This window comes from Methylobrevis pamukkalensis (genome assembly GCF_001720135.1).
Taxonomy (GTDB): Bacteria; Pseudomonadota; Alphaproteobacteria; order Rhizobiales; family Pleomorphomonadaceae; genus Methylobrevis; species Methylobrevis pamukkalensis.
The window spans coordinates 26,208-37,057 of sequence record NZ_MCRJ01000026.1 but is presented as its reverse complement, the minus strand read 5'-3'; the positions used below and the strand labels follow the sequence as shown (position 1 = coordinate 37,057).

11 protein-coding genes and 2 pseudogenes are annotated in these 10,850 nt (G+C 67.3%); 1 reads left to right on the top strand and 12 read right to left on the bottom strand.

Annotated elements, in window-relative coordinates; genetic code table 11:
* Positions 1–58: 58 nt before the first annotated feature.
* The 8 genes and pseudogenes from sufA to A6302_RS06435 all read right to left on the bottom strand — a co-directional run bounded on the left by sufA (position 59) and on the right by A6302_RS06435 (position 7,454).
* Complete coding sequence (gene sufA, locus A6302_RS06475; protein WP_069306354.1) at positions 59–424, bottom strand: Fe-S cluster assembly scaffold SufA; 366 nt, start codon at positions 422–424, stop codon at positions 59–61.
* 100 nt (positions 425–524) lie between these two features.
* A complete protein-coding gene (locus A6302_RS06470; RefSeq protein ID WP_069306353.1) occupies positions 525–884 on the bottom strand; it encodes an SUF system Fe-S cluster assembly protein in 360 nt (119 codons plus the stop codon).
* Positions 881–2,116, bottom strand: coding sequence for a cysteine desulfurase (locus tag A6302_RS06465; RefSeq protein ID WP_069306352.1), 1,236 nt, complete (start codon positions 2,114–2,116; stop codon positions 881–883). The genes A6302_RS06470 and A6302_RS06465 overlap by 4 nt, the downstream gene beginning before the upstream one ends.
* An 82-nt stretch (positions 2,117–2,198) precedes the next feature.
* The gene (sufD, locus tag A6302_RS06460) at positions 2,199–3,485 is read right to left on the bottom strand and encodes a Fe-S cluster assembly protein SufD (RefSeq protein WP_069306351.1); all 1,287 of its coding nucleotides are present in this window, start codon (positions 3,483–3,485) and stop codon (positions 2,199–2,201) included.
* Between the two features lie 34 nt (positions 3,486–3,519).
* Positions 3,520–4,251 (bottom strand): annotated as a pseudogene (sufC, locus tag A6302_RS21140) (Fe-S cluster assembly ATPase SufC); the annotation flags it as partial.
* Between the two features lie 208 nt (positions 4,252–4,459).
* The gene (locus tag A6302_RS06450) at positions 4,460–4,681 is read right to left on the bottom strand and encodes a hypothetical protein (RefSeq protein WP_069306349.1); all 222 of its coding nucleotides are present in this window, start codon (positions 4,679–4,681) and stop codon (positions 4,460–4,462) included.
* On the bottom strand, positions 4,681–6,192 hold the full coding sequence (gene sufB / locus A6302_RS06445; RefSeq protein ID WP_069306348.1) for a Fe-S cluster assembly protein SufB: 1,512 nt from the start codon (positions 6,190–6,192) through the stop codon (positions 4,681–4,683). The genes A6302_RS06450 and sufB overlap by 1 nt, the downstream gene beginning before the upstream one ends.
* Positions 6,193–6,248: 56 nt before the next feature.
* Positions 6,249–7,454: pseudogene (locus A6302_RS06435) on the bottom strand (cysteine desulfurase family protein).
* A 338-nt stretch (positions 7,455–7,792) separates the two neighbouring features.
* On the opposite strand from A6302_RS06435, the gene A6302_RS06430 reads away from it, so the two are divergent.
* Positions 7,793–8,443 carry an alpha/beta hydrolase gene (locus tag A6302_RS06430; protein ID WP_069306345.1) on the top strand — a complete coding sequence of 217 codons (651 nt, stop codon included), beginning with the start codon at positions 7,793–7,795 and terminating at the stop codon, positions 8,441–8,443.
* 262 nt (positions 8,444–8,705) lie between these two features.
* Here A6302_RS06430 and A6302_RS06425 read toward each other — a convergent pair whose 3' ends face one another.
* From A6302_RS06425 to A6302_RS24230, 4 genes are read right to left on the bottom strand one after another with little or no spacing between them, the layout of a single operon-like run.
* Positions 8,706–9,500, bottom strand: a complete 795-nt coding sequence (locus A6302_RS06425; RefSeq protein WP_210183275.1) for an aspartate dehydrogenase — start codon at positions 9,498–9,500, stop codon at positions 8,706–8,708.
* Complete coding sequence (locus A6302_RS06420; protein ID WP_169833513.1) at positions 9,497–10,279, bottom strand: alpha/beta fold hydrolase; 783 nt, start codon at positions 10,277–10,279, stop codon at positions 9,497–9,499. The genes A6302_RS06425 and A6302_RS06420 overlap by 4 nt, the downstream gene beginning before the upstream one ends.
* A gap of 19 nt (positions 10,280–10,298) precedes the next feature.
* Entirely contained in the window at positions 10,299–10,607 is a 309-nt protein-coding gene (locus A6302_RS24235; RefSeq protein ID WP_245293949.1) for a cupin domain-containing protein, read from the bottom strand.
* The gene (locus A6302_RS24230) at positions 10,604–10,840 is read right to left on the bottom strand and encodes a hypothetical protein (RefSeq protein ID WP_245293948.1); all 237 of its coding nucleotides are present in this window, start codon (positions 10,838–10,840) and stop codon (positions 10,604–10,606) included. Before A6302_RS24230 ends, A6302_RS24235 begins: the two co-directional genes overlap by 4 nt.
* Positions 10,841–10,850 lie beyond the last annotated feature (10 nt).

Here is a 10,850-nt window from a genome sequence, read left to right as displayed (position 1 = left end):
GAAGGTGCCCGAAGGGCGGATGAGGGGGATACCGCCGAACTACCAAACCGCTTCAGCCCTACCCAGCCACAGCGGCCTTGAGATTGACCGACTCGCCGCAGCCGCAGGCCGAGACCTGGTTGGGGTTGTGGAAGGTGAAGCCCGAGCGCAGTTGCGAGGTCTCGAAATCCATTTCGGTGCCGAGCAGGAACAGCACCGCCTTCGGCTCGACGAACACGGTCACGCCCTTGTCCTCGACCCGCTCGTCGGCGGGGTCGGGCACGCTGACCTTGTCCATGGTGTAGGACATGCCGGCGCAGCCGCCGTTGCGCACGCCGACACGGATGCCGATCACGCCCTCGTCCGAATCCTCGACGATTTCCCGAACCCGCTCTGCAGCCCGGTCCGAGATCGTCATCACGCTCAGTTTGCGTCTTGCCGTCATGTCCTGACCCTTCCGTCCGCCGCCCGGTTCAAGGCCGGGCACGACCGTTCGTGCCGTTTGTCACCGTCCGAAGATGGGGTTCATCGCCGGACAACGCAACTCAATACATGTTGAGCGCGACCTGCGCTTCCTCGGACATCATGTCCTGCGACCACGGCGGATCGAACACCATCCGCACCTTCACGTCGCCGACGCCGGCAACGGCGCCGACCGCATTCTCCACCCAGCCCGGCATCTCGCCGGCCACCGGGCAGCCCGGCGCCGTCAGCGTCATGTCGATGGCGACGTTGCGGCTGTCGTCGATGTCGATCCGGTAGATCAGGCCGAGCTCGTAGATGTCGGACGGAATTTCCGGGTCGTAAACGGTCTTCAGCGCAGCGATGATGTCGTCCGTCAGCCGGTCGACCTCCTCGGGCGGCAGCGCGCTCGGCGCGGCGGTTTCGGTGTCGGGATTGGTCATTCGAACAGTCTCCGTGCCTTTTCGAGCGCCTCGGCCAGCGCGTCGATCTCGGCCGTCGTGTTGTAGAGCCCGAAGGAGGCCCGGCAGGTGGACGTCACGCCGAAGCGGGCCATCAGCGGCTGGGCGCAGTGGGTGCCGGCCCGCACCGCGATGCCCTGCCGGTCGATCACGGTGGCGACGTCGTGGGCATGGGCGCCCTTCATCTCGAAGGAGACGATCGAGCCCTTGTCCTTCGTCGTGCCGAAGATCCGCAGCGAGTTCAGCGCGCCGAGCCGTTCGTGCGCATAGTCGCGCAGCGAGAGTTCGTGGGCGAGGATCGCCTCGCGGCCGATCCCCTCCATGTAGCGCAGCGCGGCGCCAAGGCCGATCGCCTGCACGATCGGCGGCGTGCCCGCCTCGAAGCGGTGCGGCGGGTCGTTGTAGGTGACGAAATCCTCGGTGACGTCGGCAATCATCTCGCCGCCGCCCATCCACGGCGGCATCGCCTCCAGCAGGGCGGTCTTGGCGTAGAGCACACCGATGCCGGTCGGTCCGTAGACCTTGTGGCCGGTGAAGACGTAGAAGTCGGCATCGAGCGCGCGCACGTCCACCGGCAGATGCACCGCGCTCTGGCTGCCGTCGACCAGCACCTTGACGCCGTGGGCATGGGCGATGCGGATCACGTCCTTCACGGGCACCACCGTGCCCGTGACGTTGGACATGTGGGTGATCGCGACCATCTTGGTCTTCGGCGTGATCAGCTTCTCGAACTCGTCGAGCAGGAAGGTCCCGTCTTCGGCGATCGGCGCCCACTTGATCACCGCGCCCTTGTGCTTCCTGTGGAAGTCCCACGGCACGATGTTGGAGTGATGCTCGAGGATGGAGAGGATGATCTCGTCGCCCTCCCCCAGCACCATCCCGCCATAGGACGCCGCCACGAGGTTGATCGCCTCGGTGGAGGAGCGCGTGAAGATGATCTCGTCGACACTGCCCGCGTTGAGGAAGCCGCGCACGATCTCGCGCGCCTCCTCGTAGGCGTCGGTCGCCGCGTTCGACAGGAAGTGCAGCCCGCGGTGCACGTTGGCGTATTCGTCGGTGTAGGCGGTCATGATCCGGTCGAGCACGGCCTTCGGCTTCTGGGCCGAGGCGCCGTTGTCCAGATAAACCAGCGGCTTGCCGTAGACGGTCTTCGAGAGGATCGGAAAATCCTTGCGGATTGTCTCGACGTCATAGGCGGCTGCGAGAGCGTCCATGGTTTCGGTCTTTCCAAGTCACGGTCTGCCGGCGGGAGGCCGCCAGGGTCTCCCGGCAGAGCCTTCCCCCCGAACGCACCCCTTACGCGTTGGCGCGCGCCCGAAGCCACGCATCGACCCGCGCTTCCAGCGCGGCCTTCAGCGTCTCGTCAGCGACATCGTCGAACACCTCTTCCACGAAGGCGGCGACCAGCAGCTGCTCGGCCTGAAGGCGCGGGATGCCGCGGGCCATGAGGTAGAACAGGTGCGTCTCGTCGATGTCGCCGCAGGTGGCGCCGTGGCCGCAGGCGACGTCGTCGGCGAAGATTTCCAGTTCCGGCTTGGTCAGGAAATCGGCCTTCTCCGACAGCAGCAGCCCGTTCGACATCATCTTGCCGTCGGTCTTCTGCGCGCCGGGACGCACCAGGATCTTGCCCTGGAACACCGCCCGCGCCTCGTCGGTCGCCACCGCCTTGAAGGTCTCCTTCGAGGTGCTGCGCAGCGACCCGTGGTCGACGAACAGCGTGACGTCGCCGTGCTGGCGCTCCTTGAGCAGGCTGGCGCCGTGGAGCATCGCTTCCACGTCGTCGCCGGTGATGGTGACGCGGATCTCGCTGCGCCACAGCTTTGCGCCGACCGCGACGGAATGGAGCGCGAATTTCGCGCCCTCGCCGATCGTCACCGCCAGGCGGTCGAGGCGGGTGGCCGTGTCGCCCTCTTCCTGAAGGCGCACGAGGGTGACGGACGCACCGGCACCGACGTCGATCTCCAGCGATCCGGTCGACAGGTAGTCGCAGAGCGACGGGCCGCTCTGGCGGTCGACGATCGTCACGCTGGCGCCCGGCTCCACGATCACCCGGTGGGCAAGGTGGGTCTGGCTGGCGTCGACGGTGACGGACTGAAGTTCGATCACCGTGTCCTCGGCCGCCGTCGCCGAGATGACGAAGCGGGCGCCGTCGGTCACGAAGGCCGCGTTGAGGGCGACAACCGTATCCGCAAGCCCGGCGACGTCCGGCCCGGCGAAGTCCGTCGCCATCGCCATGGTCTCGGTGAGGCTGACGAAGGACACGCCTTCGGCGGTCTCCGGCACGCGTGTCAGGCGGCCGTTGGTGAAGCCGGCGAGGATGCCGCGGCCGGCCAGCGGCGCGGCGACCGCGTTCTCCGCCATGTGGGCGAGCGGCGGCACCGAGCGGATCAGCGCCCGAAGGTCGGTGTAGTGGAAGGCCTCGACGCGGCGGTGCGGAAGTCCGTCGCCCTTGACGAGGGCGATCGCCTGGCGGCGCGCGTCCTTGACGGCATCGGTGCCGGGAAGCGTATCGAGGCTGGCGTCGAAGAGGCTGGAAAAGCCCTCCTCGGCGGCCGTGCGCATGCGGATCGGTTCGGCGTTCATGACATCCCTCACGCGGCTTCGGCGTCGACGAAGTCGCGTAGCCGTTCTTCTCGAGCTCGAGGGCGAGTTCCGGCCCGCCGGTCTTCACGATGCGGCCCTTGGACAGCACATGCACCACGTCCGGCACGATGTGATCGAGCAGGCGCTGGTAGTGGGTGATGACGATGAAGGAGCGCTCCGGCGACCGCAGGGCGTTCACGCCGTCCGAGACCACCTTCAGCGCGTCGATGTCGAGACCGGAATCGGTCTCGTCGAGGATGCAGAGCTGGGGCTGGAGCAGCGCCATCTGCATGATCTCGTTGCGCTTCTTCTCACCGCCGGAAAAGCCGACGTTGAGCGGGCGCTTCAGCATCTCGGGCGAGATGTTGAGCCGGCCCGAGGTCTCCTTGACGAGGCGCATGAAGTCCGGCGTCGAGATCTCGCCCTCGCCGCGCGCCTTGCGCTGGGCGTTGAGGGCCGCCTTCAGGAAGGTCATGGTGGCGACGCCCGGGATCTCGATCGGATACTGGAAGGCGAGGAAGAAGCCCGCCGCCGCGCGCTCGTCCGGCCCCATCTCCAGGATCGACTCGCCGTTGAACAGGATGTCGCCTTCGGTGACCTCATAGTCGTCCTTGCCCGACAGGACATAGGACAGGGTCGACTTGCCGGAGCCGTTCGGGCCCATGATGGCATGGACCTCGCCGGGCTTCACGACGAGGTCGACGCCCTTCAGGATCTCGGTGCCGTCTTCGGCGATGCGGGCATGCAGGTTCTTGATCTCGAGCATGGTCTTCTTTCCGTTCAGTGGTCTCGACGCGCGCGGCGGAGACGGGCTTGTGCATTTCGTTTCATCGTCATGGTCCGCGCAGGCGGACCATCCTCGACGTTTGCTTGCTGTGGCCGAACCGGTGATCGAGAGAGGGAATTCGTGGATGCTCCGCCTTTGCGGACCATGACGAGGTGGACGACACTGCCGCCCACGCCCCGCATCCGTCTCAGTCGACCAGGTCCAGCCGTGTCTCGATGCGATCGAGCCTGACCTTCATCGCCGCAATGTCGACGTGGTCGTGATCCTGCAGCGACACGACCCCCGCGAGATGATGCCGCAGGGCGGTCATCTCGGCGGCCATCGTGTCCATCCGGTCGGACATGCGGGCCATGTCGGCCCGCATCGCCCGCAGATGTTCGAGGATCAGGTGCTCGACCTTCTCGTTCATCAGCCGACGCTCCCCTCCAGGCTGATGCCGATCAGCTTCTGGGTCTCGACCATGAATTCCATCGGCAGGTGCTGGAGAACGTCCTTCACGAAGCCGTTGACGATCAGGGCCACCGCCTCCTCCTCGGACAGTCCGCGGGAGGTGCAGTAGAACATCTGGTCGTCCGAGATCTTCGAGGTGGTCGCCTCGTGCTCGAACACCGCGGTGGCATTGCGGCTCTCGATGTAGGGCACCGTGTGTGCGCCGCAGTGCTCGCCGATCAGCAGGCTGTCGCACTGGGTGAAGTTGCGCGCGTTGGTGGCCCGGCGGTTCGCCGAGACGAGGCCGCGGTAGGTGTTGTTCGAGCGCCCGGCCGAGATGCCCTTGGAGATGATCCGCGAGCGGGTGTTCTTGCCGAGATGGATCATCTTGGTGCCGCTGTCGACCTGCTGGCGGCCGTTCGAGATGGCGATCGAGTAGAATTCGCCGACCGAATTGTCGCCGCGCAGGATGCAGCTCGGGTATTTCCAGGTGATGGCCGAACCGGTCTCGACCTGCGTCCACGAGATCTTCGCGTTGTCGCCGCGGCAGTCGCCGCGCTTGGTCACGAAGTTGTAGATGCCGCCCTTGCCGTCCTTGTCGCCCGGATACCAGTTCTGGACCGTCGAGTATTTGATCTCGGCGTCCTTGAGGGCGACGAGTTCAACGACCGCCGCGTGAAGCTGGTTCTCGTCGCGGCTCGGCGCGGTGCAGCCTTCCAGATAGGAGACGTAGGACCCCTCGTCGGCGATCACCAGCGTACGCTCGAACTGGCCGGTGTTCTTCTCGTTGATCCGGAAATAGGTCGACAGCTCCATCGGGCAGCGCACGCCCTTGGGGATGTAGACGAAGGAGCCGTCCGAGAAGACCGCCGCGTTCAGCGTCGCGTAGAAATTGTCCGACGTCGGGACGACCGAGCCCAGATACTGCTTCACCAGCTCGGGATGCTCGCGCACCGCCTCGGAGATCGAGCAGAAGATCACGCCGTGCTTGGCAAGCTCGGCCTTGAAGGTGGTGACCACCGACACGGAATCGAACACCGCATCGACGGCCACGGGCCGGCGCGGCTCGACCGCGTCGCCGTTCTCGTCGACGCCGCTGTCCTTGACCACGCCAGCGAGGATTTCCTGCTCGCGCAACGGGATGCCGAGCTTGGCATAGGTCGCCAGCAGCTCCGGGTCGACCTCGTCGAGGCTCTTCGGCCCGGCGGTCTTCTTCGGCGCGGCATAGTAGTGGAGATCCTGGAAGTCGATCTTCGGATAATCGACGCGGGCCCACGTCGGCTCGATCATCGTGAGCCAGCGACGGTAGGCTTCAAGCCGCCAGTCGAGCAGCCATTGCGGCTCGCCCTTCTTCGCCGAGATGTAGCGGACGATATCCTCGTTGAGGCCCTTCGGCGCCAGCTCGGACTCGATGAAGGTCTCGAAGCCGTACTTGTACTTGTCGACGTCGAGGGCGGAAACGGTATCGATCGTTTCCTGGACAGCAGGCATCTTGTTACTCCATCCGGGGCGGTTTCAAGGACCGCGGGATTTGATCAGGTCTGTGGTCACGCGGCGCGGGCGCCGCCAGTCGGTTCCTCCGCCGGACATACGGCCGGCAAAACTCGGGAAGGCAGATCGGCGGACAGGCGCCGCCATTCGGAAAGCAGGCGCTCGATCTCGTCGTCGCGCGTCTGGAGCCCGAGGCTCACGCGCAGACTCTCCTTGCCATATCGGCATCGAGGCCCATCCCGGCAAGGACATGGGAGGGTCCCACCTTGCCCGACGAGCAGGCGGACCCCGACGAAACAGCTATTCCCGCAAGATCAAGGGCGATCACCGTCATCTCGGCATCGAGTCCGGGAACGGCAAGGCAGAGGGTGTTGGCGAGGCGCGGGGCGCCGGCCGAGACGACCCTTGAGGCCGGCGCCGCCGCGAGCATGCCGGCCTGAAGCCGGTCACGCAGATGCTCGACGCGGCGCCAGTCGCCCATGCAAGCCAGCGCCACCCGGGCTGCAGCGCCGAAGCCGGCGATCGCCGCGACATTCTCCGTCCCCGAGCGGCCATGCCCCTCCTGCCCGCCGCCGGTGACGAGCGGGGTGAAGGACAGCATGTCGCTCGCCCGCACGACCGCACCCGCGCTGCGGGCCGCCGATCTTGTGGGCCGACAGGGTGATCACGTCGGCGCCGAGGGTGGCGAGATCGATCGCCATGCGGCCGGCGGCCTGCACGGCGTCGCTGTGAAGAAGGCCCGAGACGGCGTGGACGCGGCGCGCGATCTGGGCGATCGGCTGGATCACGCCGGTCTCGTTGTTGGCGAGCATCACCGACACCAGCGGCCGCTCGCCGGCGGCGGCGAGATCGGCAAGGCGCCGGTCCAGCGCCTCAAGATCGACGAGACCGTCGGCATCCACCGGCAGGATCTCGATGCGGTCGGCGGGAAACCGGCCGCCCTTCAGGACGCAGGGATGCTCGATGGCCGAGACCAGCAGGCGGTCGAGGTGCAGCGGGCGACCGTTGAGGAACCACTGGGGGGTGAGCACCGTCACGGCGGCTTCGGTGCCGCCGGAGGTGAAGGTCACGGCGCGCGGCGAAGCGCCCACGAGGTCGGCGACGGCGCGGCGGGCGGTTTCGATCCGGCGGCGCGATTCGCGGCCCTCGCCATGGACGGAGGAGGCGTTGCCCGGGTGCGCGAGCGCATCGATCATCGCGTCGCGGGCTGCATCGAGCAGCGGCGCGCCGGCGTTGTGATCGAGATAGATGCGTTCGGCCACCGTCACCCTTCCAGTCCTCCGATCGTTCGCCGAGAGCGTCCGGCAACGGAACCGGGCGAAATCAAGCTACTTTCGCCCGACGAATGAACGGCGCTCGAATTCACCCGAACGGATGTCGGATTTTTCTTGACGCCGGCACGCCGGAGACGCCATGTCGCGGACCAGCGATGAGAGCCGGAGCGAAACCGAACGACCCTCGCCCCTTGGTGCGAAGGCTTCCAGTTTCGAATTATTCTAAAAATCTTGTAGGCAGCACGGGGCTTCGAGTCAAGGTGAGACTACGTAGTTCCCGGGAGCAGGGCTGCCGCGAGAGCGAGTGACAAGGTAGACTCAGCCCCATGCCCGAAGTGATTTTCAACGGTCCCGCCGGTCGGATCGAGGGCCGTTTCCAGTCGGCCAAGGAACGCAACGCCCCGATCGCCATGATCCTTCATCCGCATCCCCAGTTCGGGGGCACGATGAACAACGCGATCGCCTATCAGCTGTTCTACATGTTCAAGGCACGCGGCTTTGCCGTGCTGCGCTTCAATTTCCGCGGCGTCGGCCGCAGCCAGGGCGCCTTCGACCACGGCGCCGGCGAGCTGTCCGATGCGGCCTCGGCGCTCGACTGGGTGCAGACCATCCATCCGGATGCGCGCTCCTGCTGGGTGGCGGGCTTCTCCTTCGGCGCCTGGATCGGCATGCAGCTGCTGATGCGCCGGCCGGAGATCGAGGGCTTCATCTCGGTCGCCCCGCCGGCCAATCTCCACGACTTCTCGTTCCTCGCCCCCTGCCCGTCCTCGGGCCTGATCATCCACGGGGACGCCGACAAGGTCGCGCCGATGAAGGACGTGCAGACCCTCGTCGACAAGCTGAAGACGCAGAAGGGCATCGTCATCGAACAGAAGACGATGGCCGGCGCCAACCACTTCTTCGACGACCGGATCGAGGAGCTGATCGACTATTGCGGCGACTACGTCGACCGCCGGCTGGCCATGACCAACGGCTGAGCCGGTCAGGCATCTGGTTGGTTGTCATTCCCGGCCGTGGCGCGCAGCGCCGCGGGGAAGGGAATCCAGAGGTAACCTATTGAATTCATGTTTGATTTCTGGATCCCCTTCCCTCGCTTCGCTCGCCGGGGATGACACCTGAAGAGGTGAGTTCGGCGATTGCGGGGGTCGAGGCGCTCAGTGCCGGATCACGGTCACAAGACACGAAAGGCCCGGCGGGAAGCACCTGCCGGGCCTTTTCCATTCGCCGGGCGGTGAGCCTTCAGACGACCACCGCCGCAAAGCGCGTCCGCACCAGGCGTTCGATCGCCAGCGCCGTCAGCGCCGACGACTTCGGGTTGCCGGGCAGTGGCGCGTTGTCGAGGTCGATCGCGAAACGGCCGAAGCGGCCGGAGGCCTCGATGCGGTGGCGGTTGGTGGTGGTGGCGGGATTGGCGACGAGGCGAACCTCGGTCGCCTCGAAGCCGAGGCCGGCGAGCGCGACCGAGGCTGCGACGTTGGCGTTCTTCGGATAGGTCGCGGCCGCCATCCGCGCCGAGCCGCGGAAGATCTCGTGCGCATTCGTGAGTCGGTCGAGATCGACGAGGCTTTCCGCCGGCGTGCCGCGCCAGGCGGCGGGCGGTTTGACGCCGGTGTAGACGACCCGGTCGAGTCCGCCGAGGCGGGCGGCGGCCAGAACGTCGAGACCGCCGACCGCGCCGGGTGTGAGGATGAGGCGGGCGCCGCCGGCCCGGGCTGCGTCCTCGAACTCGGCGGCGGCCTGCGGGTCGGCGAGCACGCCAGACGAGGCAAGGATCACGTCGATGCCGGCCCGGAGCACATCCGGCACGTGGAGCGTCGCCGCCGCATGGCCCGCGCATTCGATCACCACCGAGGGCGCCAGCGCGATCAGGCCGGCCGTGTCCTCGACGACGGGCAGCCCGCCCGGCACCTGATCGCGGCTGTCCGATCCGGTCCTGAGCAACACGCCGGCCATCGAGATGGCGGTGTCACCAGTGAGCGCAATGGCCAGCGCCCGGCCGATGGCGCCGAAGCCGATCAGCGCAACGCCGCTCACGGGTGCTCCTCCAGAAAGGCCGTCACGAGCCAGCAAAACCCATGCGGATCGACGCGCGGGAAGAAATGGCCACCGGCCTGCAGCGCGAAGCGCGCCCCGGGAATCGCGTCGGCGATTGCCCTGCCCTGCACGGCCGAGACGATCATGTCGTCCTCGGCCGAGACGACCAGCGTCGGCATGGAGACCGTCGGCAGGTCGTCCAGCCGGTCGAAATCGAGCAGCATCCGCATCCGCTGGCCGAGGATTGCGGCATCAAGCGGCGCCATGCTGTCGGCGATGTCGAGCGCACCGGCGACCTCGGCCTCCCGTGCGGGCGACCAATCGGCGCCGCTGCCCAGCAGCAGGGCGAGGCCCTGATGGGCGCGGGGGCCGAGCGCCTCCAGCACCGCGATGCGGGTTTCGAACAGCAGGCGGAAGCGGGCGTCGGCCCGCGCCCAGGTTCCCGACAGCACGAGCCGGCGGAGGCGATCCGGCGCGGTGAGCGCCAGTTCCTGCCCGATCGCGCCGCCCGTGGAGTGACCCACGAAATCGGCCCGGTCGATGCCCAGCGCGTCGAGAATGTCGGTGACGTCGGCGGACAGCCGGGCGATCGAATGGCCCGTCGCGGGCCGGTCGCTGCGGCCGACGCCGCGATGGTCGAAGCGGATCAGCCGGAACCGCGACGCCAGCCGCGGCACCAGCGGATCCCAGAAGGCCGCCGATCCGCCAAGCCCGGCGGCGAGCACCAGCGCCGGCCCGTCGCCGTCGCTCTCCACATGCAGGACGATCCCGTCGCGCACCGCGATCCGCATTTGGATGTCAGGGCTTGCGCCCGCCTCCGGCCGGCGGGGCGGCGAACACGGTGCGCCGCTCGATCTCCAGCACGTCGGCCGGGCGGGCGAAGGGCGCGGGCGCCGGCTCGCCAGGCGACTTCGGCCGGCCGATCGCCTCGAAGAAGTCTTCCAGCCCGTTGGGCACGATCAGCCAGACCCAGTGAAGGTCCACCTCGCCGTCGTTGATGAACATGTGCACCCGGTTCTTGCCGAGGAAGATCGTCGTGCCCGGCACCATGCGGTGCTCCGTGCCGTCGATCACCGCCTTGCCGGTTCCGGAGATGACGTGGATCACCTCCTCGTTGCGGTCATGGGCATGTTCGCGGACGTAGCAGCCGGGCGCACCGTCTGGGTGCCGAGGCCGACGGGATGCTCCATGTTGACGAGCTTCGGCGCGACGCGGACCGAGATGTGACCGTTGGCCGGCACCGGCTGCCAGTGGTTCTCGCCCTCGTCCGGGCCGAGGATCAGGAAGTCCCCGACTGCATGGGTTGCTGGGGCGGGCGTCTCTGGGGCGGCGTCGGTCATCGTCGTGTCC

Coding starts and splice junctions, on each gene's coding strand:
- sufA (WP_069306354.1), bottom strand. CDS start 424: ATGACGGCAAGACGCAAACTGAGCGTGATGACGATCTCGGACCGGGCT.
- A6302_RS06470 (WP_069306353.1), bottom strand. CDS start 884: ATGACCAATCCCGACACCGAAACCGCCGCGCCGAGCGCGCTGCCGCCC.
- A6302_RS06465 (WP_069306352.1), bottom strand. CDS start 2,116: ATGGACGCTCTCGCAGCCGCCTATGACGTCGAGACAATCCGCAAGGAT.
- sufD (WP_069306351.1), bottom strand. CDS start 3,485: ATGAACGCCGAACCGATCCGCATGCGCACGGCCGCCGAGGAGGGCTTT.
- A6302_RS06450 (WP_069306349.1), bottom strand. CDS start 4,681: ATGAACGAGAAGGTCGAGCACCTGATCCTCGAACATCTGCGGGCGATG.
- sufB (WP_069306348.1), bottom strand. CDS start 6,192: ATGCCTGCTGTCCAGGAAACGATCGATACCGTTTCCGCCCTCGACGTC.
- A6302_RS06430 (WP_069306345.1), top strand. CDS start 7,793: ATGCCCGAAGTGATTTTCAACGGTCCCGCCGGTCGGATCGAGGGCCGT.
- A6302_RS24230 (WP_245293948.1), bottom strand. CDS start 10,840: ATGACCGACGCCGCCCCAGAGACGCCCGCCCCAGCAACCCATGCAGTC.